The organism is Aeromonas sp. LsrichE-8G, from assembly GCF_022869435.1.
Lineage (GTDB): Bacteria > Pseudomonadota > Gammaproteobacteria > Enterobacterales > Aeromonadaceae > Aeromonas > Aeromonas caviae.
In genome coordinates this window covers 1-21,010 of record NZ_JALIHH010000013.1, presented here as the reverse complement: position 1 = coordinate 21,010, position 21,010 = coordinate 1, and the positions used below count along the sequence as shown (strand labels likewise).

The 21,010-nt window shown below is 60.7% G+C and carries 17 protein-coding genes; 9 read left to right on the top strand and 8 right to left on the bottom strand.

Annotation, left to right across the window (positions count from 1 at the left end; genetic code table 11):
* The first annotated feature begins 412 nt into the window (after positions 1 to 412).
* The 6 genes from tig (at position 413) to ppiD (ending at position 8,848) form a co-directional block, all read left to right on the top strand.
* On the top strand, positions 413 to 1,723 hold the full coding sequence (gene tig / locus MUW49_RS03925; protein WP_010674572.1) for a trigger factor: 1,311 nt from the start codon (positions 413 to 415) through the stop codon (positions 1,721 to 1,723).
* Positions 1,724 to 1,809: 86 nt separating this feature from the next.
* Positions 1,810 to 2,433 (top strand): ATP-dependent Clp endopeptidase proteolytic subunit ClpP, encoded by a 624-nt coding sequence (clpP, locus tag MUW49_RS03920; RefSeq protein WP_005324106.1) that lies wholly within the window; start codon positions 1,810 to 1,812, stop codon positions 2,431 to 2,433.
* A 70-nt stretch (positions 2,434 to 2,503) separates the two neighbouring features.
* Positions 2,504 to 3,778 (top strand): ATP-dependent protease ATP-binding subunit ClpX, encoded by a 1,275-nt coding sequence (gene clpX / locus MUW49_RS03915; protein WP_010674573.1) that lies wholly within the window; start codon positions 2,504 to 2,506, stop codon positions 3,776 to 3,778.
* Between the two features lie 139 nt (positions 3,779 to 3,917).
* Complete coding sequence (gene lon, locus MUW49_RS03910) at positions 3,918 to 6,272, top strand: endopeptidase La (RefSeq protein ID WP_010674574.1); 2,355 nt, start codon at positions 3,918 to 3,920, stop codon at positions 6,270 to 6,272.
* A gap of 240 nt (positions 6,273 to 6,512) precedes the next feature.
* Positions 6,513 to 6,785 (top strand): nucleoid-associated protein HU-beta, encoded by a 273-nt coding sequence (gene hupB, locus MUW49_RS03905; protein WP_005315375.1) that lies wholly within the window; start codon positions 6,513 to 6,515, stop codon positions 6,783 to 6,785.
* Between the two features lie 149 nt (positions 6,786 to 6,934).
* Positions 6,935 to 8,848 (top strand): peptidylprolyl isomerase, encoded by a 1,914-nt coding sequence (gene ppiD / locus MUW49_RS03900; protein WP_042016078.1) that lies wholly within the window; start codon positions 6,935 to 6,937, stop codon positions 8,846 to 8,848.
* Positions 8,849 to 9,060: 212 nt separating this feature from the next.
* Here the strand turns inward: ppiD and MUW49_RS03895 are convergent, their stop codons facing one another.
* The 5 genes from MUW49_RS03895 to MUW49_RS03875 form a co-directional block, all read right to left on the bottom strand.
* Complete coding sequence (locus MUW49_RS03895) at positions 9,061 to 10,653, bottom strand: ABC-F family ATPase (RefSeq protein WP_010674576.1); 1,593 nt, start codon at positions 10,651 to 10,653, stop codon at positions 9,061 to 9,063.
* Positions 10,654 to 10,862: 209 nt separating this feature from the next.
* Positions 10,863 to 12,518, bottom strand: a complete 1,656-nt coding sequence (locus MUW49_RS03890; protein WP_010674577.1) for a cation acetate symporter — start codon at positions 12,516 to 12,518, stop codon at positions 10,863 to 10,865.
* Positions 12,515 to 12,826, bottom strand: a complete 312-nt coding sequence (locus MUW49_RS03885) for a DUF485 domain-containing protein (protein WP_039039049.1) — start codon at positions 12,824 to 12,826, stop codon at positions 12,515 to 12,517. The genes MUW49_RS03890 and MUW49_RS03885 overlap by 4 nt, the downstream gene beginning before the upstream one ends.
* 107 nt (positions 12,827 to 12,933) lie before the next feature.
* Entirely contained in the window at positions 12,934 to 13,560 is a 627-nt protein-coding gene (locus MUW49_RS03880; protein ID WP_029314461.1) for a 3'-5' exonuclease, read from the bottom strand.
* 2 nt (positions 13,561 to 13,562) lie between these two features.
* Positions 13,563 to 15,350, bottom strand: a complete 1,788-nt coding sequence (locus MUW49_RS03875; RefSeq protein WP_244812420.1) for a putative nucleotidyltransferase substrate binding domain-containing protein — start codon at positions 15,348 to 15,350, stop codon at positions 13,563 to 13,565.
* 157 nt (positions 15,351 to 15,507) lie between these two features.
* Here MUW49_RS03875 and MUW49_RS03870 point away from each other — a divergent pair, with 157 nt between their 5' ends.
* Positions 15,508 to 16,314, top strand: coding sequence for a crotonase/enoyl-CoA hydratase family protein (locus tag MUW49_RS03870; protein ID WP_043156474.1), 807 nt, complete (start codon positions 15,508 to 15,510; stop codon positions 16,312 to 16,314).
* A 67-nt stretch (positions 16,315 to 16,381) separates the two neighbouring features.
* On the opposite strand, the gene MUW49_RS03865 is transcribed toward MUW49_RS03870, so the two are convergent.
* On the bottom strand, positions 16,382 to 17,881 hold the full coding sequence (locus tag MUW49_RS03865) for an alanine/glycine:cation symporter family protein (RefSeq protein WP_043156472.1): 1,500 nt from the start codon (positions 17,879 to 17,881) through the stop codon (positions 16,382 to 16,384).
* A 373-nt stretch (positions 17,882 to 18,254) separates the two neighbouring features.
* On the opposite strand from MUW49_RS03865, the gene MUW49_RS03860 reads away from it, so the two are divergent.
* Entirely contained in the window at positions 18,255 to 18,623 is a 369-nt protein-coding gene (locus MUW49_RS03860) for a GNAT family N-acetyltransferase (RefSeq protein ID WP_234888624.1), read from the top strand.
* Between the two features lie 18 nt (positions 18,624 to 18,641).
* On the top strand, positions 18,642 to 19,451 hold the full coding sequence (locus MUW49_RS03855; RefSeq protein ID WP_052815706.1) for a M90 family metallopeptidase: 810 nt from the start codon (positions 18,642 to 18,644) through the stop codon (positions 19,449 to 19,451).
* Between the two features lie 78 nt (positions 19,452 to 19,529).
* Here the strand turns inward: MUW49_RS03855 and MUW49_RS03850 are convergent, their stop codons facing one another.
* Together MUW49_RS03850 and tnpA are read right to left on the bottom strand one after the other, a co-directional pair.
* Positions 19,530 to 20,126: a GPR1/FUN34/YaaH family transporter gene (locus MUW49_RS03850; protein WP_039039055.1), complete on the bottom strand. Its 597-nt coding sequence runs from the start codon at positions 20,124 to 20,126 to the stop codon at positions 19,530 to 19,532.
* A gap of 449 nt (positions 20,127 to 20,575) precedes the next feature.
* A complete protein-coding gene (tnpA, locus tag MUW49_RS03845) occupies positions 20,576 to 20,980 on the bottom strand; it encodes an IS200/IS605-like element ISAs26 family transposase (RefSeq protein WP_202211820.1) in 405 nt (134 codons plus the stop codon).
* Positions 20,981 to 21,010 lie beyond the last annotated feature (30 nt).

Sequence of the window (21,010 nt, the reverse complement as noted above, 5' to 3'; positions counted from 1 at the left end):
ACGTGAATTGGCTGTCACCATAGCGAGCCCTGCCGGGGGACGCAATGGCACAGGCGAGAAGGTGGACAATTTGGGTCGCAGCACGCCATTTTTGTGCCTGATTGGCGGCGGATGGCGATCAAAATGGCCCGTTCGCCGTGAAAAAGAGTGAGCCAGTGCAAATTATTGCGGATGGAATGCTTGAACTCGGTGCAAGGCTTCCCCATATAGGAGAAAGTCTTGCGCAAATTGTGCTGTCTGTGCCCCGGATGGGGGATGTGCGGCTCGACGCGACCACTGCACGCCGCTATAATGTCGCGTCATATTTTCTCATCACAAAGACAGTCGTTGTCTTTATAAACAGGAAGACTCCGGGCTTGCCCGGGGGCAATAAAGGGTCAGCACGCAGTGCTGAGTTGAACGAGGTAAAAGAATGCAAGTTTCTGTAGAGACAACCCAGGGTCTGGAACGCCGTCTTACCATCACTGTACCGGCCGCTACCGTTGACGCCGCCGTGCGCAAAGAATTGAATGGCCTGGCCAAAACCCGTCGCATCGACGGTTTCCGTCCTGGCAAGGCTCCGGTTGCCATCATCAAGAAGATGTTCGGTGCCATGGCTCACGCCCGCGTTGCCGATGAAATGATGCAGAACAACTTCATCAAGGCCATCATCGAGAACAAACTGAGCCCGGCTGGCGCCCCGACCATGGATCCGAAAGAGATCAAAGAAGGTCAGGATTTCGAATTCACCGCCACTTTCGAAGTGTATCCGGAGTTCGAAGTTGCCGGTCTGGAGAGCATCAAGGTCGAGAAGCCGGTTGCCACCGTGAAGGACAGCGACCTGGAAAACATGATCGACACCCTGCGCAAGCAGCACGCCACCTGGACTGAAGCCGCTGTGGCTGCCGCCAACGGCATGCGTGTGACCATGGACTTCGTCGGTTCCATCGACGGTGAAGAGTTCGACGGTGGCAAGGCTGAAGGCTTCACCCTGGAACTGGGCGCTGGCCGCATGATCCCGGGCTTCGAAGACGCCATCCTGGGTAAGAAAGCGGGCGACGAGTTCACCATCGAGGTGACTTTCCCGGCTGACTACCACGCCGAAGCCCTGAAGGGTAAGGCTGCCAAATTTGCTTCCAAGCTGCACAAGGTTGAAGAGCAAGTGCTGCCCGAGCTGACCGAAGAGTTCGTCAAGCGTTTCGGCATCGAGAGCGGCAGCGTTGAAGAACTGAAGGCAGAAGTGCGCAAGAACATGGAGCGCGAACTGGCCCAGGCCCTGAAAAACAGCGTGAAAGAGCAGGTACTGAACGGCCTGGTTGAAGCCAACCAGATCGATCTGCCGAAGGCTGCTGTTGCCCAGGAAATCGACACCCTGCGTCAGCAGGCTCTGCAGCGCTTCGGTGGCTTCCAGGGCGGCAACGCCCCCGAGCTGCCGGCCGAGCTGTTCCAGGCCCAGGCCGAGCGCCGTGTCCGCGTTGGTCTGCTGCTGGGTGACGTCATCCGCACCAACGAGATCAAGGCTGACGACGCCCGTGTGACCAGCATCATCGAGTCCATGGCCACTGCCTACGAAGATCCGAAAGAAGTGATCGAGTACTATCAGCAGAACGAGCAGATGCTGAACGGCGTGCGCAACCTGGCCATTGAAGATCAAGCCATCGATCTGATCCTGTCCAAGGCGCAAGTCACCGAGAAAGAAGTTGCCTTCGACGAAGTGATCAACAAGTCCGGTGCCGCTGCCTAAGAACATTTGACTTAAGGTCAAAACTGTTAAGTATAATGGCTCGTGTGATCTCCACTCGGGCCATTTTATTTTAGGGACAATGCCTTATGTACAAGAACTATAACGATGTGACTGAATCCCCACGCAATGCGCTCATCCCGATGGTGGTAGAGCAAACCGCGAAAGGGGAGCGTTCCTACGACATCTATTCCCGTCTGCTGAAAGAGCGGGTGATCTTCCTGACCGGTCAGGTCGAGGATCACATGGCGAACCTGGTGGTGGCCCAACTGCTGTTCCTGGAGTCCGAGAACCCGGATCAGGACATCAGCATCTACATCAATTCGCCGGGTGGCGCCGTCACTGCGGGTATGTCCATCTATGACACCATGCAGTTCATCAAGCCGGACGTGAGCACCGTCTGCATGGGGCAGGCCTGCTCCATGGGGGCCTTCCTGCTGGCCGGTGGCGCCAAGGGCAAGCGTTTCTGCCTGCCCAATGCCCGAGTGATGATCCACCAGCCGCTGGGCGGCTTCCAGGGGCAGGCTTCTGACATCCAGATCCATGCCCAGGAGATCCTGAAAATCAAGAATACCCTGAACGATCGTCTGGCGTTCCATACCGGTCAGGACATGGCCACCATCGAGCGCGACACCGACCGTGACAACTTCATGTCCGCCGAGCAGGCCGTTGCCTATGGTCTGGTTGACGGCATCCTGAGCCAGCGCGGCTGAGCAGGGTACCCCGTCCTGTTGTAAACTCAACAGGACGATCCATCCTCTATTGATAAAACGAGGTCGCTGAATGACAGAGAAACGCAAGGGTGAGGGCGACAAGCTGCTGTATTGCTCTTTCTGCGGCAAAAGCCAGCATGAAGTGCGCAAGCTGATCGCTGGCCCTTCCGTCTACGTATGTGATGAGTGTGTCGAGCTATGCAACGACATCATCCGCGAAGAGATCCGCGAGATCTCTCCCAAGCGCGATGGTAGCGAGCTGCCGACCCCTCATGAAATCCGCGCCCATCTGGACGACTACGTGATCGGTCAGGAGTACGCCAAGAAGGTGCTGGCAGTGGCTGTCTACAACCACTACAAGCGTCTTCGCAGCGGCAGCGAGTCCGGTGGCGTGGAGCTGGGCAAATCCAACATCCTGCTGATTGGCCCCACCGGCAGCGGCAAGACTCTGCTGGCCGAGACCCTGGCTCGTCTGCTGGATGTGCCCTTCACCATGGCCGATGCTACCACCCTGACCGAAGCCGGTTACGTGGGCGAGGACGTGGAGAACATCATCCAGAAGTTGCTGCAAAAGTGCGACTACGACGTGGAGAAGGCCCAGCGTGGCATCGTCTACATCGACGAGATCGACAAGATCTCCCGCAAGTCGGACAACCCCTCCATCACCCGCGACGTGTCCGGGGAAGGGGTGCAGCAGGCCCTGCTGAAACTGATCGAAGGCACCATCGCCTCCGTGCCGCCCCAGGGCGGTCGCAAGCACCCGCAGCAGGAGTTTTTGCAGGTCGACACCTCCAAGATCCTTTTCATCTGTGGTGGTGCCTTCGCGGGGCTGGACAAGGTGATCGAGCAACGTTCCGTCAAGGGCACCGGCATCGGTTTTGGCGCCGAGGTGAAATCCAAGAATGCCAAGGCAACCCTGAGCGAGAACTTTGCCAAGGTGGAGCCGGAAGATCTCATCAAATACGGTCTCATCCCCGAGTTCATCGGTCGTCTGCCGGTGGTCGCGACCCTGACCGAGCTTGACGAGGCTGCCCTCATCCAGATCCTGAAAGAGCCGAAGAACGCGCTGACCAAGCAGTATGCTGCGCTGTTTGCCCTGGAAGAGGTGGAGCTGGAGTTTCGTGACGACGCGCTCAATGCCATTGCCCGCAAGGCCATGGAGCGCAAAACCGGTGCCCGGGGTCTGCGTTCCATTGTCGAGGCCGTGCTGCTTGACACCATGTATGACCTGCCCTCCCTGAAAGGGGTCAGCAAGGTGGTGATCGACGAGACGGTGATCAAGGGAGACTCCGCGCCTCTGATGATCTACGACAATCCCGAGACTCAGGCCGCAGCCTCAGAGTAACTGTCTGATTTTTAATCACATAAAGGGGCTTTTTGCCCCTTTCATGCTTTTTACGGCCAAGGCGATTGAATCTCATCTTTGCGCCCCCATATACTCAGCCAAGCCTTTGCCAACGGTATAACAAGCCGAGAGGACATATATGAACCTAGAGCGTTCAGAACGCATCGAGATTCCCGTCCTGCCTCTTCGTGACGTGGTGGTCTATCCCCACATGGTCATTCCACTCTTTGTGGGGCGGGAAAAATCCATTCGCTGTCTGGAAGCGGCCATGGAGCAGGACAAGAAAGTCCTGCTGGTGGCCCAGAAGGATGCGTCGACTGACGAACCGACGGTGGAGGAAATTTTCTCCGTCGGGACAGTGGCCAATATTCTGCAGATGCTCAAGCTGCCGGACGGCACCGTCAAGGTGCTGGTGGAGGGGGGCCAGCGTGCCCGCCTTGAGCGGATGATCGACGATCGCGACTTCTTTGTCGGGGAGGCCCAGTACATCGCGTCCGCCCCCATCGAAGAGAAGGATCAGGACGTGCTGGTGCGCTCTGCCATCGGCCAGTTCGAAGGTTACATCAAACTCAACAAGAAGATCCCGCCCGAGGTACTCACCTCGATTTCGGCGATCGACGATGCGGCGCGCCTGGCCGATACCATGGCTGCCCACATGCCGCTCAAGCTCGAAGACAAGCAGAAGGTGCTGGAAATCGCCTCCGTGTCCGAGCGCATCGAGTTTCTGATGGCCATGATGGAGTCGGAGATCGACCTGTTGCAGGTCGAGAAACGCATCCGCTCCCGGGTCAAGAAGCAGATGGAGAAGAGCCAGCGGGAGTATTACCTCAACGAGCAGATGAAGGCCATCCAGAAAGAGCTGGGCGAGCTGGAAGACAGCCCGGATGAATTCGAAGCCCTCAATCGCAAGATTGAAGAGGCCGGGATGCCGGAGGATGCCCGCGAGAAGGCCCAGGCCGAGCTCGCCAAGCTCAAGATGATGTCCCCCATGTCGGCGGAAGCCACCGTGGTGCGCAGCTATGTGGACTGGATGGTGCAGGTGCCCTGGAAGGCCCGCTCCAAGGTCAAGAAAGACCTGGGCAAGGCCCAGGAGGTGCTGGATGCAGATCACTATGGCCTGGACAAGGTCAAGGATCGCATCCTCGAATACCTGGCGGTGCAGGCGCGGGTGAACAAGCTCAAGGGCCCCATCCTCTGCCTGGTCGGGCCTCCCGGGGTGGGCAAGACCTCCCTGGGGCAGTCCATCGCCAAGGCCACCGGCCGCAAGTATGTGCGCATGGCCCTGGGTGGGGTGCGTGACGAGGCGGAGATCCGCGGTCACCGTCGTACCTACATCGGCTCCATGCCCGGCAAGCTCATCCAGAAGATGGCGAAAGTCGGCGTGAAGAACCCGCTGTTCCTGCTCGACGAAATCGACAAGATGAGCTCGGACATGCGTGGCGATCCCGCTTCCGCTCTGCTGGAGGTGCTGGATCCCGAGCAGAACAGCAGCTTCAACGATCACTATCTGGAAGTGGATTATGACCTGTCGGACGTGATGTTCGTGGCCACCTCCAACTCCATGAACATACCGGGTCCGCTGCTGGACCGGATGGAAGTGATCCGTCTGTCCGGTTACACCGAGGACGAGAAGCTCAACATTGCCAAGCAGCACCTGGTGGCCAAGCAGATCCAGCGCAACGGCCTGAAGCCTTCCGAGATCACCATCGAGGATTCGGCGTTGATCGGGGTGATTCGCTACTACACCCGCGAGGCGGGTGTACGCAGCCTGGAGCGTGAAATCTCCAAAATCTGTCGCAAGGCAGTCAAACGCATCCTGCTGGACAAGAGCATCAAGCATGTTCAGGTCAACCAGGAGAACCTCAAGGAGTTCCTGGGGGTACAGCGCTTTGACTATGGCAAGGCCACCGACCAGAACCAGATTGGTCAGGTGTGCGGGCTGGCGTGGACCGAAGTGGGGGGCGATCTGCTCACCATCGAGACCACCAACATGCCGGGCAAGGGCAAGCTCACTTACACCGGTTCCCTCGGTGACGTGATGCAGGAGTCCATCCAGGCGGCCATGACAGTGGTGCGGGCCCGTGCCGAGAAGCTGCGTATCAACGGCGACTTCTACGAGAAGCGCGACATCCATGTGCACGTGCCGGAAGGGGCGACCCCGAAAGACGGCCCGAGCGCCGGTATCGCCATGTGTACCGCCCTGGTTTCCAGCCTCACCGGCAACCCGGTGCGTGCCGATGTGGCCATGACGGGTGAAATCACCCTGCGTGGCGAGGTGCTGCCCATCGGTGGTCTCAAGGAGAAACTGCTGGCGGCCCACCGTGGTGGCATCAAGCGTGTGCTGATCCCGAAAGAGAACGAACGTGACCTCGAGGAGATCCCGGCCAACGTCAAACAAGATCTTGAAATCTATCCGGTTCGCTGGATTGATGAGGTGCTTGCACTGGCGTTGCAGGACAATCCGCAAGGTTTCGAACGCGTTTCTGTCGTGTAAATGTTGATGCGCCGCAAATTTGGCGCATTCGGGGGGTGGTTAAGGCTTGCATGCACCGGACAACGGAAGTAGCCTTGACCACCGATCGGGTGCTCATGATGAGTCGCAATGCGTGATGTGGCGCGGGTTTGCGCCAGATTGTCACTTGCAACTGATCAGGAGGCTTGTTATAAAACCTCCACTTGTTGTGGCCAGGGAAATCAGCGCCGCAGCGATGTTCGATAAAAGGGGAATATAAGAGTGAATAAATCTCAACTGATTGACAAGATTGCAGACGGTGCTGATATCTCCAAAGCTGCCGCTGGTCGTGCGCTGGATGCCTTCATCGATGCCGTGGGCGAAGCCCTGAAAGAGGGTGACCAGGTTGCTCTGGTTGGTTTCGGTACTTTCGCCGTTCGCGAGCGTGCAGCCCGTTCCGGCCGCAACCCGCAAACTGGTGCGACCATCGAAATCGCTGCCGGTAAAGTTCCTGCCTTCAAAGCCGGCAAGGCCCTGAAAGACGCGGTCAACTAAGCCGGTCGCTGATATCTATCGGCACCGTCCTTGGTCTCTGACCAGACAAGTGAGAGGGCTCTCCCTCATACTGCTTGACCAAGGCGCATCGCAATCGGTGCGCCTTTTCATTATTTACGCCCATCGAGTTCGGGAGCATAAGTACAAACATGATGTTGGATAAACTACGCGAAGGGGCGCAGGGCAAGGTAGCCAAGGTTATCTTGGGCCTGATCATCCTCTCCTTTGCCTTGGCCGGCGTAGGCAGCTACCTCAATGGCCCGGCACGTACCGCCCCCGCCACCGTCAACGGCAATGACATCAGTGCCCCCGCACTGGAGAATGCCTACCGCAATGAGCGGGCCCGCATGGAATCCCAAATGGGTGAGGCCTTCAACCAGCTGGCCGCCAATCCCGATTACATGAAACAGTTCCGCCGTGGCGTGCTGGACCGTCTGATCGATCAGGCGCTGATCGATGACAAGGCCCGCTCCCTGGGTCTGCGCGTCAGCGATGAGCAGATCAAGCAGGCCATCGTCGCCATGCCCGAGTTTGCCGAGAACGGCAAGTTCAGCAATGACCGCTACCTGCAGCTCATTCGCCGTGCCGGCATGACCCCCGAGATGTTCCGCGACTCCCTGCGCCAGGACATGGTGCGCCAGCAATTGATGGGCGCCGTGCTGGGATCGGAGTTCGCCCTCAAGGGTGAAGCCGAGCAACTGGATCGTCTCTACAACCAGACCCGTGACCTGCGCCTGATCCGTCTGGCCGCTTCCGCCTATGTGGACGGAATCGAGGTGAGCGATGCTGAGGTGGAGCAGTTCTACAAGGCCAACAGTGCTCGTTTCATGAACGACGAGACGGTCAAGGTCGACTATCTGCTGCTCGATGCCGCGAACCTTGGCAAGAACATCAAGGTCACCGAGCAGGATGCCCAGGATTACTACGACCAGCATCAGGATCTGTTCCAGCGTCCCGAGCGCCGTCAGGTGGCGCACATCCTGATCCCGTTTGGCAAGGATGAAAAGGCCGCCGAGCAGAAAGCCGAGGCCGTGCTGGCCAAGGCCAAGGCGGGTGACGACTTCGCCGCGCTGGCCAAGGCCGACTCCTCCGATACCTTCTCCGCGAAGAAGGGCGGGGAGCTCGACTGGTTCGAGAAAGGGGTGATGGATCCTGCCTTCGAGAAAGCCGCGTTCGCGCTGGCCAAGGCCGGCGATCTCTCCGCCGTGGTGAAGAGCCCGTTCGGCTTCCACATCATCAAGCTGCTGGGCGTCGAGCCTGCCAAGACCAAGCCCTTCGTGGACGTGATGAGCGATACCATCGCCCGTCTGCAGTCTGAGAAGGCCAAGGAGCAGTTCTTCGCCGAACAGCAGAAGATGGCCGACAGCAGCTTCGAGAACCCGGACTCTCTGGACTTGACCGCCGAAGCCATGGGCCTCCAGGTGCAGTCCACCGGCTATTTCAGCCAGGCCGATGCGCCGGCACCGCTCAATGATCCCAAGGTGCTCTCCGTGGCGTTCTCCGAACAGCTGCGCGATGACAATACCAACTCCGACGTGATCGAGCTGGCTGACGGCAAGGCGCTGGTGCTGCACATCATGGGTCACCAGCCGAAGGCGGCCAAGCCGCTTGCCGAGGTGAAAGAGCAGGTGATCACCGCCATCAAGCACGACAAGGCCAGTGAAGTGGCCCGTGGCAAGGCCCAGGGTCTGCTGGACAAGCTCAAGGCCGGTGAGAACGTTCAGGCCGACCTGACCGCGCTGGGTCTGAAAGTGGATACCCATACCGGCGTATCCCGTTTCGCCCAGGAGATGGACCAGAACCTGGTGACCCAGGCGTTCCGCATGCCCCATCCGACCGATGGCAAGCCGAGCGTCGAGCTGGTGACCGAAGCCAACGGTGATCGTGTGGTGGTGGCGCTGGACAAGGTCAACGTCATCAAGGAGCCGTCCCAGATGGTGAGCCTGCTGCAAGGTCAGCTGGGTCAGGGCAAGGCACAGGCCGACTACAAGTCGCTGATCGACGAGCTGCGCAAGGCGGCCAAGATCGAATACTTCACCGACGTGGAAGCCACTGTCGAGTAAGTCAGCCTCACGGCCCCAAGTGTGAAAACGGCTCCATGATGGAGCCGTTTTTTTATCTGTACGCGGAACAAGGGGATGCGGCTACCTGCTCTGGCAGGGATGAGCTAAGTCGTGCATCGTCCTGGTTTGCATCCCGCTCGGCGTTGCCAGCAGGCATAAAAAAACCGGCGCACGAGGCGCCGGTTCTGATCGCTTTGCTTGAAAGCGGGGGATTACACCACACCCTGGGTGCGCAGGTAATCCTCGTAGGTGCCGCCGAAGTCGCGGATGCCGTCTTCGGTCAGCTCCAGGATGCGGGTCGCCAGGGAGGAGACGAACTCGCGGTCGTGGGAGACGAAGATCAGGGTGCCCTTGTACATCTCCAGCGCCAGGTTCAAGGATTCGATGGATTCCATGTCCAGGTGGTTGGTCGGTTCATCCATGATCAGGATGTTGGGGCGCTGCATCATCAGCTTGCCGAACAGCATCCGGCCCTGTTCACCACCGGAAAGCACCTTGACCGGCTTCTTGATGTCGTCCTGGGAGAAGAGCAGACGACCCAGCACGGAGCGCACCGCCTGCTCGTCTTCGTTCTCCTGCTTCCATTGGGCCATCCAGTCGAACACATTGAGATCGGTGTCGAAATCTTCGGCGTGATCCTGGGCGTAGTAGCCGATCTGGGCGTTCTCGGACCACTTGATGGTGCCGGTATCCGGTGCCAGGGCACCGACCAGCGTCTTGATCAGGGTGGACTTACCGATCCCGTTGGTACCCAGGATGGCGACCTTCTCGCCCACTTCCAGCATCATATTGAGCCCCTTGAACAGGGGACCGTCGCCATAACCCTTGGAGACGCCTTCGATCTCCAGGATGTTGCGGTAGAGCTTCTTGTCCTGCTCGAAGCGGATGAAGGGGTTCTGACGGCTGGAGACCTTCACTTCCTCAATCTTGATCTTGTCGATCTGCTTGAGGCGGGAGGTAGCCTGGCTGGACTTGGAGGCGTTGGCGCTGAAGCGGGAGACGAAGGATTGCAGATCGGCGATCTGGGCCTTCTTCTTGGCGTTGTCGGCCAGCAGGCGCTCGCGGGCCTGGGTGGCAGCCAGCATGTACTCGTCGTAGTTGCCCGGGTAGACCCGCAGCTCGCCGTAGTCCAGATCCGCCATGTGGGTGCAGACGGAGTTCAGGAAGTGACGGTCGTGAGAGATGATGATCATGGTGCTTTCACGATCGTTTAGCACCTGCTCCAGCCAGCGAATGGTGTTGATGTCCAGGTTGTTGGTCGGTTCGTCCAGCAACAGGATGTCGGGGTTGGAGAAGAGCGCCTGCGCCAGCAGTACCCGCAGTTTCCAGCCCGGGGCCACTTCGCTCATCGGGCCGTTGTGCTGCTCGATGGGAATACCGGCACCCAGCAGCAGCTCGCCTGCGCGGGATTCGGCGGTGTAGCCATCATATTCGGCGACCAGGCCTTCCAGCTCGGCGGCCTTCATGTAGTCGTCGTCGGTGGCTTCCAGGTTGGCGTAGATGGCATCGCGTTCGGCGATGGCGGCCCACAGCTCGGTGTGGCCCATCATGACCACGTCCAGCACGCGCATCTCTTCGTAGGCGAACTGATCCTGGCGCAGCTTACCGATGCGCTCGTTGACATCCAGGCTCACATTGCCGCCGGTGGGTTCGAGATCGCCGCCGAGGATCTTCATGAAGGTGGACTTGCCACAGCCGTTGGCACCGATGAGGCCGTAGCGGTTGCCGCCGCCAAACTTGACGCTGATGTTCTCAAACAGCGGCTTGGCGCCGAACTGCATGGTGATGTTGTTGCTTGAAAGCACTGGAATGTCCCGGTTGGTCTGTCAAATGGCGCGCATTATGGCACAGATCCCCCGAAAGTTTTAGCAGGAACTGTGATCTGGCCCCATTGCAGGGGGGAAGGTTTCACGACCAGGCCGGCAACGGGCTCCGGCCTCTCTTGCAGAGGGGAGGCGAGGGGCGGTCATGAAAAAAGCCGGCACTGGGCCGGCTTGGATGCGTGGGATGCCACTTAGTGGGCGGAGGCGCCGGAGGCACCGAGCCCGGTCTGGGAGCGGACGAACTGCGGGAAGAACTTCGCATGCTCGTCGGAGGCTGCCTGGGACTTGTCGGTGACCGAGAAGAACCAGATCCCGATGAAAGCCAGCCCCATGGAGAAGAGCGCCGGGTATTCGTAGGGGAAGATGGCCTGGGCATGACCCAGCACCTTCACCCAGACGGTGGGGCCCAGGATCATCAGGGTCACGGCGCTGATGAGACCGAGCCAGCCGCCATAGACGGCGCCACGGGTGGTCAGGCGGGACCAGAACATGGAGAGGAAGAGCACCGGGAAATTGCAGCTCGCCGCGATGGAGAACGCCAGGCCCACCATGAAGGCGATGTTCTGCTTCTCGAACAGGATGCCAAGGCCGATGGCGACCACACCCAGTACCAGGGTGGTCATCTTGGAGACGCGCAGCTCGTCGGCCTCGTTGGCCTTGCCTTCCTTGATGACGCAGGCATAGAGGTCGTGAGAGACCGCGGAGGCCCCCGCCAGGGTCAGCCCGGCCACGACCGCCAGTATGGTGGCAAACGCCACGGCGGAGATGAAGCCCAGGAACAGGCTACCGCCCACCGCATCGGCCAGATGGACCGCCGCCATGTTGGTGCCCCCCAGCAGGGCGCCGGTGGCGTCCTTGAAGTCCGGGTTGGTGCTGACCAGCAGGATGGCGCCAAAGCCGATGATGAAGGTGAGGATGTAGAAGTAGCCGATGAAGCCGGTGGCATAGAACACCGATTTACGGGCTTCCTTGGCATCGCTCACGGTGAAGAATCGCATCAGGATGTGGGGCAGACCGGCGGTACCGAACATCAGGGCCAGCCCAAGGGAGATGGCGGAGATGGGGTCGGCGACCAGGCCGCCCGGGCTCATGATGGCCGCACCATTGGCATGCACCTTGACCGCTTCGCTGAACAGGGTACCGACGTCGAAGTTGACGGACTTCATCACCATGATGGCCATGAAGGAGGCACCGGAGAGCAGCATCACCGCCTTGATGATCTGTACCCAGGTGGTGGCCAGCATGCCGCCGAACAGCACGTAGAGCACCATCAGGATGCCGACCAGCACCACGGCCACATGGTATTGGAGGCCGAACAGCAGCTCGATGAGCTTGCCGGCACCGACCATCTGGGCGATGAGGTAGAGGGCGACCACCACCAGGGAGCCGCTGGCGGAGAGGCTGCGCACCGAGGTCTGCTTGAGGCGGTAGGAGGCCACGTCGGCAAAGGTGTACTTGCCGAGGTTGCGCAGCCGCTCCGCGATCAGGAACAGGATGATGGGCCAGCCCACCAGGAAGCCGATGGAGTAGATGAGACCGTCATATCCCGAGGTGTAGACCAGGGCGGAGATGCCGAGGAAGGAGGCGGCGGACATGTAGTCACCGGCGATGGCCAGACCGTTCTGGAAGCCGGTGATGCGCCCGCCGGCGGCGTAGTAGTCGGAAGCCGAGCGGTTGCGCTTGGAGGCCCAGTAGGTGATGAACAGGGTCGCGGCCACGAAGATCACGAACATCACGATGGCCGAGATATTGAGGGGTTGGCGTTGCACCTCGCCGCTGATGGCGTCGGCCGCCAGCAAAGGGGTGGAGATCAGACCTGCCAGCGGCAGCAGAAACTTGCCTTTCATGATTGCGCTCCCTTGAGGATCTTCTGGTTCAGTTCGTCGAACTCGCCGTTGGCACGAAATACGTAGATACCGGTCAGCACGAAGGCCGATACGATGAGACCAATCCCGACCGGGATACCACGGGTGATGCTGGAGCCTTCACTCAAGGGGGTGCCAAGCCAGCCCGGCGCAAAGGCGATGAGCAGGATGAACGCCAGGTAGAGCCCCAGCATCAGGATGGAGAGGGTCCAGGCAAAACGCTGGCGTTTGGCGACCAGTGCCTGGAAGTTGGGATCTTGCTGGATCCGAAGATACGGTTGCTGTTCCATTGCAGTTCTCCATGACAGTGAATGTCAGCGGTGGATGAGGGGTTCCCTACCGGACAGCACGGCTGTCCATGTGAGCAAAATGTGAATTAAATGTTATTTCCGAACAATTAGACTTTGGGATAAGCCAGCGGGCCGCCCTGATGCAGGCGTACAAAGACAAGGGCGGCGGTGACGGCATCGCTCAGGGCGTCGTGGGGGGGCAGGGCTGGCAGCGCCAGATGGCGACAGATCGCGGCCAGGTGCAGATCGATGGCGGCATCGGGATAGCGGCGATAGAGGTGATCGTGATAGAGGCGGCTCACCTCGATGCCGCGCTGGGGCAGGGTGAGCCCCCACAGCCGTTGGCAGGCGAGGTTGAGAATGCGCAGGTCATAGGCGATGTGATATCCCACCAGCTCACGGGGGCCGATGAACTCCAGCAGCGCGCGCAGCGCGGGCTCCAGTGCCATTCCCTGTTGCAGATCCTGATGGCGCAGGCCGTGGATCACCACGGACCCGGCGCTCAGGCTGGCGGGAGCCTGGACCCGGATGGCAAGGGCATCGCCCGTCTCTATCCGGTTGCCCCGGATGCGCACCGCCCCGATGGAGACGATCTCCGCCAGCGCCGGATCCAGGCTGGTGGTCTCGAAGTCCAGTGCCACCCACTCGTCGCCAGCAGGGCGGGCAAAGAGCGGGGCAAACTCCCCCTCCCGAAACGTCCTGCCAAGCCAGCGGCGGCGCCAGTGCATCCACATCGCTATTGCCTAAGACGAAAGTGCAAGGTGAGCCATTGCTGGAACTTCTTCACCTGGTGCAGGGCATGGCGCAGCAGATCCCGCTCTGCGGGGCCGAGGTCGGCCACCCGCACCCGTCCGTCTCCCTCCTGCAACTGGCTGCGCAGCCGAAGCCGCATGAACAGCCGGAAGGCCTCCGCCAGATTGGTGCCATAGTCCCGGCTGAGGCGTCCCTGGCTCACCAGGGCCTCGATGCGCCCCGTGGTCGAGGTCTCCAGGATCCCCGCCTCCAGGGAGAGTACCCGGACGCCGTGGACAAGGGGGAAGAGGCCGCCCCGCTTGAGATCCAGCCCCTCCGGGGCTTGCTCCAGCCTGCCAAAGAGGGTGAGGGGGGCGTGAAAGGCGACGGCGGCCCTTGCCATCTCCGCCAGCAGATCCGGCCGGTCGGCGAGGCAGGCCCGCAGGTGACGGGCGACGGGGGCGAGCCGGGCGCGATCTCCCGTGATGGCCTGGGCATCGGCCAGGGTGGCGAGCCAGAGCAGATCCGCTTCGCTGGCGCACACACAGGCCTGCTCTATCCCTTGCAGCCAGCCGCCAAGCGGCTTCACCCAGGCCGGGTTGTTGACCATCACCCTGCCCGGGCAAGGGGGATAACCCAGGCGCGCCAGCAGGGCGCTGAAGGCGGCCAGATCCGCCGACTGGGTGGGCCACGGCAGGCCATCCGGCAGGATCAGGGCATTGTCCTGATCGGTTTTCTGGATCTGCTCGCCACGCCCCTCCGACCCCAGCATCAGCAGGCACACCTGCTCTTGCTGCGCCGCGGGGATCACCAGGGAAAAGGCCTTGGCGATCAACTGCTCGTTGATGGTGGCGATGAGCTTCATCAGGAACAGGGTGTGGATCCCCTGGGCAAACAGGGAGCGAATGAGCTGCTGCTGCTCCCGGGCGACCGCCTCGAGGGCGGCCGGGGAGTCGGCGCGGGCGATGCGCAGGGTCAACACATGGGAGTGGGTGGAGAAGAGCCCGAGCACCTGGGTCAAATGCAGGATGCCTGCCACCTCCTGCCCCTGCCAGATGACCAGGCGCTTGATGCGGTGGCGGGTCATCAGCAGCAGGGCATCGAACAGATAGCTCCCCAGTGGCAGACCCGTCAGCGGGGTGGGGGTCAGCACCGCCAGCGGCGCACTGAGCGACAATCCCTTGAGGGTGAGGGCGTGGAGCAGGGTCTTGCGGGTGGCCAGGCTCAGGCTGCCGTCTGCTCCGGGATAGAGCAGGCAGTCGGTGCCCCTGGCCACCATGGCCTCGGTGGCGGCCAGGAGCGAGAGGCTGCTTTCCACGATCAGCGGCGCCTGCAGATGGTCGGGAGCGATGCGGGTCAGGATGAACTCTGCCAGGTTCTGCTGTCCGAGCTGGCCGCGGCGCTCCTGCTCCCGCTGGCGCTCCGCCAGGGTGGCGGTGAAGTAGCGGGCGATATGGGGGTGCTCGTCGCACAGGGCCAGAAAGACGGGGCGGGGAATGAGCTGGCAGAGGGTATCTTCCAGGGCGGCGAAACGGTGGCGGCAGTGCCCGTCAAACTGGGCACGGACGTCGAACATGTCCCCCTCGCCATAGTCGCCAAAGGATTGATGGGGGGCAGACTCTTCCACGGCCCCCTTGATGATGAGGTAGAGCCCGGCGGGCTCCTCCCCGGCGTGCTGCACCGTCTGGCCCGCGCGAAAGTAGCAGATGCTGAGGTGCTGACCGAGCCGCTGGCGTGCCTCCTCGTCCAGGCCGTCGAACGGTGGACGGGCAAAATTGAACAGAAGTGACATGAGAGGCTCCACCGTGACCATGGGGCCAGTCTGACAAAGGCTCCACCACCGGGCCAGCCGACTTTAGTCGCAGGCCTGGGGCGGCCTCCCTGTACCTGCCCATAACACTCTGGTAACGTTGTGGTATGACCAGTTGAATCAAAGGACGAAGACGGAGATGGAAAAGCCAAGGGTCAAATGGGTGTTTCAGGAGGGGATCGCCGAGGTGATGCTCTGCCGGGGGGACAAGCTCAACGCACTGGATCGGGCCATGTTCGACGCCATCGACGAGACGCTGAACGCGCTATCCCGGCAAAAAGGGCTGCGGGCCGTGATCCTGCACGGGGAGGGGCGGGCGTTCTGCGCCGGGCTGGATGTGAAATCCATGCTGAGGCAGCCGGTGGCGGCGCTGGAGATCCTCAAGCGCGAGGCGGACGAGGCGACCAACCTGGCCCAGCGGGTGGCCTATGGCTGGCATCAACTGCCGGTGCCCGTGATTGCGGTGACCCAGGGGGTCTGTTTTGGCGGCGGCCTGCAGATAGCGCTCGGCGCCGATTTTCGCTTCAGCACCCCGGATTGCCGCTTCTCGGTGATGGAGATCAAGTGGGGCATCATCCCCGACATGAGCGGCAGCGTCACCCTGCGCAACCTGATGGGGATGGATACCGCCATGGAGCTTGCCATGAGCGGGCGCGAGCTGGAAGCCAGCGAAGCCAAGTCCCTCGGCCTGGTGAGCCGGGTGTGCGCGGATCCTCTGGAAGAGGCGCGGGCCTTTGCCCGGACCCTGATCACCAAGTCGCCGGATGCGCTGGCGGGGATCAAGCAGCTCTACACCCAGGCCTGGGCTCGCAGTGACGAGGCCATGCTCAAGGAAGAGACCCGGTTGCAGAGGCAGATCCTGGGGCGCCCCAACCAGTGGCGGGCGACCCTCAACAGCCTGTTTCGCTGGCGCCTGCCATTCGGACCGCGCCGCAACGTGCTTTGAACCCCTCACCCATCCAACACAAATGAAAATGGCAGCCGAAGCTGCCATTTTGCATTGTGCCGTCTGATTACTTGGCAACGGTATCCGGGTCCGCCTCGAAGGGGTGGCCGGTTTGCTCGCGCATCAGGTTTACTTCGGCGCGGTTTTCAATCCAGTAGTCCGCGTTCTTGATGCCGAGCTTTTCCGGGTGGAACACGGGATCCAGACCCTTGGCCAGCTGTGCCTCGTAGTCTTTCAGACAGGCGAAAGCCGGCTTTTGCAGCATCAGGATGGCACCGATGTTGAGCCAGGCCATCAGGCCGACCCCGATGTCACCCAGGCCCCAGGCCAGATCGGCGGTCTTGACGGTGCCGTAGACGGTGGCAGCCATCAGCGCAATCTTCAGCAGGAAGGTGAGCCAGGGACGGTTAATCTTGCGGTTGACAAAAGCGATGTTGGTTTCGGCGATGTAGTAGTAGGCCACGATGGTGGTGAAGGCGAAGAAGAACAGGGCGATGGCGACGAAGTAGTTGCCAAAGCCTGGCATCATGCTCTCCATGGCGGTCTGCACATAGCCGGGGCCTGCCGCGATGCCTGCGATGCCGGTGTAGAGGGCTGCACCGTCCGGACCCTGCACGTTGTACAGGCCGGTGATGAGCAGCATGAAGCCGGTGGCGGAGCAGACGAACAGGGTGTCGATGTAGACGGAGAACGCCTGCACCAGGCCCTGCTTGGCCGGGTGGCTCACCGCCGCGGCGGAGGAGGCGTGGGGGCCTGTCCCCTGGGCGGCTTCGTTGGAGTAGACCCCGCGCTTGACACCCCACATGATGGCCAGACCCAGAATGGCGCCGAAGCCGGCTTCCATCCCGAAGGCACTCTTCCAGATGAGCAGGATCACGCCCGGCAGTTGGCCGATGTTCAGGGCGATGATGACGCAGGCGACGATGATGTAACCCAGCGCCATGAAGGGCACCACGGTACTGGCGAAATTGGCGATGCGTTTGACGCCGCCGAAGATGATGAAACCGAGCAGCAGCGCCAGACCGGCGGCGGTGACGTTGGGATCGATGTCAAAGGCGGTCTGCAGGCTGGAGCCGATGGAGTTGGCTTGTACGCCCGGCAGCAGCACGCCGCAGGCGAAGATGGTGGCGATGGCGAAGGTCCAGGCATACCACTTCATGCCCAGGCCCTTCTCGATGTAGAAGGCCGGACCGCCGCGATATTCACCGTTGATCTTCTCCTTGTAGACCTGGCCCAGGGTGGACTCCACGAAGGCGGAGCTGGCGCCGAGGAAGGCGACCATCCACATCCAGAACAGGGCGCCCGGGCCGCCGAAGGTGATGGCAGTGGCCACACCGGCGATGTTGCCGGTACCGACGCGACCGGCCAGGGTCATGGAGAGTGCCTGGAAGGAGGAGACACCGGCATCGTTGCCCTTGCCCTGAAACATCAGGCGTATCATGCCTTTCAAGTGACGCAGTTGCAGGAAACGGCTGCGCAGGGAGAAGTAGAGGCCTACCCCCAGACACAGATAAATGAGCGCAGGGCTCCAAATCACGCCATTGATGGCATTGACGATCTCATTCATGTACAACAACTCCTTTGTTGCGCTGTCTTGGCGAGGTCTGTGCCTCGCTGCCCTAACATTGAAATATATGGTGACCAAGGGGGTCACTCAGGATTGTGCGGGACTTTCGACTGGTTAGTCCGCGGGATTTAACATATCGGTTTGTTCAGGGCCTTCCTAGTGAAAAGTGTTGTGACTTTGTTGATTTGTGAATTGACATTAACAAATGGTGAATGGAACTGGACAAGATTCGGTACATACCCATCATCTGCCGCTTTGCCATGCCCAGAGGGCTGATTGAGGTAATGCAAATAGGAGGCCAGGAGTGGCAACAAGGGAAAACAGATACATCATTCGCCTCGCCGGGGAGGCGGATGGGGCCGGATTGACGGGGTTGTTTGCCCAGCTGGGCTACCCCAACCCTGATGGGGCGGTCAGCGCCAGGCTGGCCCAGCCCGATCCGGCGCGGGAGGTCCTGGTGGCCCTGTGCGAGGGGATCCCGGTGGGGGGGCTGGTGTGGCACCACTTGCAACCCATGCATCTTGCACCAGCCTGGGGCCTGATCTCGGCGCTGGTTGTCGATGAGGGTGCAAGGGGCGGGGGCATCGGGGCCCTGCTGCTGGCGGCGGCAGAGCAGCGGGCGGCAGCCCTGGGGTGTGGCCAGCTGGAGCTCTCCAGCAGCCTCAAGCGCGAAGGGGCGCACCGATTTTATCTGGCGCAAGGGTATTGCGAGCGTCCGAAACGTTTTGTGAAAGCTGTCTGATTGGCAAGAGGAGTCCGTGTGTTCTGGTCCAGGTTGAAAGAGGTATTGGGTGGTGCATCTCCCCGGGAGCCTCGTCTCCCAGAAGAGCAGGAGTGGCGCGAGGCGCTGGCGGCGGTGCCCATCTTGCAGGGGCTTGAAGAAGAAGAGGCGCAGAGGCTGATGGAGCTGGCGCGCCATTTTCTCTCGCGCAAGACCCTCACCCAGATCGGGGTGGAACTGACGCCCCGCCAGCAGGGGGTGCTGGCCCTGCAGGCGGTGCTGCCCGTCCTGCACCTGGGGTTCGATTGGTATCGAGGGTTCCACGAGGTGATCATCATCCCCGAGCCCGTGACCCGTCGTCAGGAGGTGCAGGACGAGTTCGGGCTGGTGAGCGAATTTGAAGAGGAGAACGCCGGTGAATCCTGGCCCCAGGGGCCACTGGTGCTGGCCTGGAGCGAATTGCAGCAGGACGGGGACTGGGACGGATTCAACCTGGTGATCCATGAGCTTGCCCACAAGCTCGACATGCTGGGAGGGGATGCGGACGGTGCACCGCCCCTGCCGCGGGGCATGGATCCCCAGCAATGGACCCGGGCGCTGCAAGGTGCGTTTGACGAGATGAACGATCAGTTGACCAGAGAGGAGGTGACCGAGATAGACCCCTACGCCGCCTCGCACGCCGCCGAATTCTTCGCGGTGTGCAGCGAGAGCTTCTTCACCGATCCGTTGCGTCTGCGCGCCGTCTACCCCGCGGTCTATGACCAGTTCGCCCGCTTCTACGGCCAGGATCCCGCCGCCCGCTACCCGGCCACCCGATTGCTGGCTGGGGATCCCGGGGCGCAGGGCTGACCGGCACGGTGTCCGGGCGGTAGAAACACAAAAGGCACCCGAGGGTGCCTTTTTCGTGACAGCGATGTCGCCGGGTGCTTAGGCAGCGGCTTTGAGCTCGACGGGAGCGGCTTTCTTCTGCTCGCCGATGGGCAGCACGGTGCGACCGAACTGCTCGTTGATCACGGTGGCCATGGCCAGGTAGATGGCGCTGGCGCCGCAGATGATGCCTTCGAAACCGGCGATGGTGCCGATCAGGGTGCTGCCGGTGAAGTCACGGGCGGCCAGCAGGAAGAACAGCACGGTCAGGGAGGCGAACACGAACTGCTTCACGCGGGGGAAGTTGACGGTCCCGATCAGCATGAACAGGGTGAACATGCCCCACATCAGCAGGTACCAGCCCATGTAGGCGTGCGGGGTGGCCTCGGCCAGACCCATGGTCGGCATCACCAGCAGGAACACCAGGCTCCACCAGAAGGTGCCGTAGGAGATGAAGGCGGTGACACCGAAGGTGTTGCCACGCTTGTACTCCATGATGCCGGCGATGATCTGGGCCAGACCGCCATAGCACAGACCCATGGCCAGGATCATGGCGCTGATGGGGAAGAAACCTGCGTTATGGATGTTCAGCAGAATGGTGGTCATACCGAAACCCATCAGACCCAGAGGGGCAGGGTTGGCCAATTTTTCGCTCACGTGGTGTTCTCCAACAATAGAGGTGGGGTTGATAAAAGACGCGCGATTTTAGGCAGGCTCGGGGTCCCGGGCAAGGGGGGGACACACAGAAATGGTAAAAAAAGAACACGAAAGTTTAAGTGGCCAACCATTCGTGCCATTCAGGTAGACGAGCGGTGAATGAAAAACGTTTTCAACGTTGCGATTTTGTATAAAAGCCACCTTGGCATGAAAGTCGGCAACGACGATGGTGACTGGGACTGGTGAGGGAAACGCGCCCCGGATGGTCGCGTTATGGCGGATTGATTGAAAAATGATCTCATATGCCATCAGACAAGAGTGTTTCCCTCCTGTTTGTGACCTATGGACCTCCCGTATCGCTTGCCATCGCAGTGTCCGTTGCGCTCCCCATCTTAAATGCGAAAGGGGACTCCCTCCGACGTAGGTGGGAGGGGAATTTCGCCGGGGCGTCAGCCCCGCTGGTTTTGAATGTATTGCTTGATCACCTCCAACGGTGCTCCGCCGCAAGAGCCCGCAAAGTAAGAGCGTGACCAGAGTACGGGTTTGCTGTAAGCACCTCTCAAGTCCAGAAATTCATTACGCAGTCGCCTTGATGTGACCGCCTTTAACGAGTTCACCAGTACCGATAGCTGCACCGTTGGCGCGTACTCTATCAGCATGTGAACATGATCAGCCTCTCCGTCACACTCTTTCAGTTCCGCACCAAAATCTCTGCAAACCTCTGCCGCACACTGACATAAGGAAGCGTGATGCAGATCCCCCAATATCGGCTTTCGATACTTGGTGATAAACACCAAATGTACGTGCAAAGCGTAGGCCGCATGGCGTGATTTATTAATTTTAGTGAATTGCATTCTGTCACTCAATCGGGCTTAATAGATATG

Excerpts from the sequence above, each read along its gene's own strand:
- tig (WP_010674572.1), top strand. The coding sequence starts at position 413 with ATGCAAGTTTCTGTAGAGACAACCCAGGGTCTGGAACGCCGTCTTACC.
- clpP (WP_005324106.1), top strand. The coding sequence starts at position 1,810 with ATGTACAAGAACTATAACGATGTGACTGAATCCCCACGCAATGCGCTC.
- clpX (WP_010674573.1), top strand. The coding sequence starts at position 2,504 with ATGACAGAGAAACGCAAGGGTGAGGGCGACAAGCTGCTGTATTGCTCT.
- lon (WP_010674574.1), top strand. The coding sequence starts at position 3,918 with ATGAACCTAGAGCGTTCAGAACGCATCGAGATTCCCGTCCTGCCTCTT.
- ppiD (WP_042016078.1), top strand. The coding sequence starts at position 6,935 with ATGATGTTGGATAAACTACGCGAAGGGGCGCAGGGCAAGGTAGCCAAG.
- MUW49_RS03890 (WP_010674577.1), bottom strand. The coding sequence starts at position 12,518 with ATGAAAGGCAAGTTTCTGCTGCCGCTGGCAGGTCTGATCTCCACCCCT.
- MUW49_RS03885 (WP_039039049.1), bottom strand. The coding sequence starts at position 12,826 with ATGGAACAGCAACCGTATCTTCGGATCCAGCAAGATCCCAACTTCCAG.
- MUW49_RS03880 (WP_029314461.1), bottom strand. The coding sequence starts at position 13,560 with ATGTGGATGCACTGGCGCCGCCGCTGGCTTGGCAGGACGTTTCGGGAG.
- MUW49_RS03875 (WP_244812420.1), bottom strand. The coding sequence starts at position 15,350 with ATGTCACTTCTGTTCAATTTTGCCCGTCCACCGTTCGACGGCCTGGAC.
- MUW49_RS03870 (WP_043156474.1), top strand. The coding sequence starts at position 15,508 with ATGGAAAAGCCAAGGGTCAAATGGGTGTTTCAGGAGGGGATCGCCGAG.
- MUW49_RS03865 (WP_043156472.1), bottom strand. The coding sequence starts at position 17,881 with ATGAATGAGATCGTCAATGCCATCAATGGCGTGATTTGGAGCCCTGCG.
- tnpA (WP_202211820.1), bottom strand. The coding sequence starts at position 20,980 with ATGCAATTCACTAAAATTAATAAATCACGCCATGCGGCCTACGCTTTG.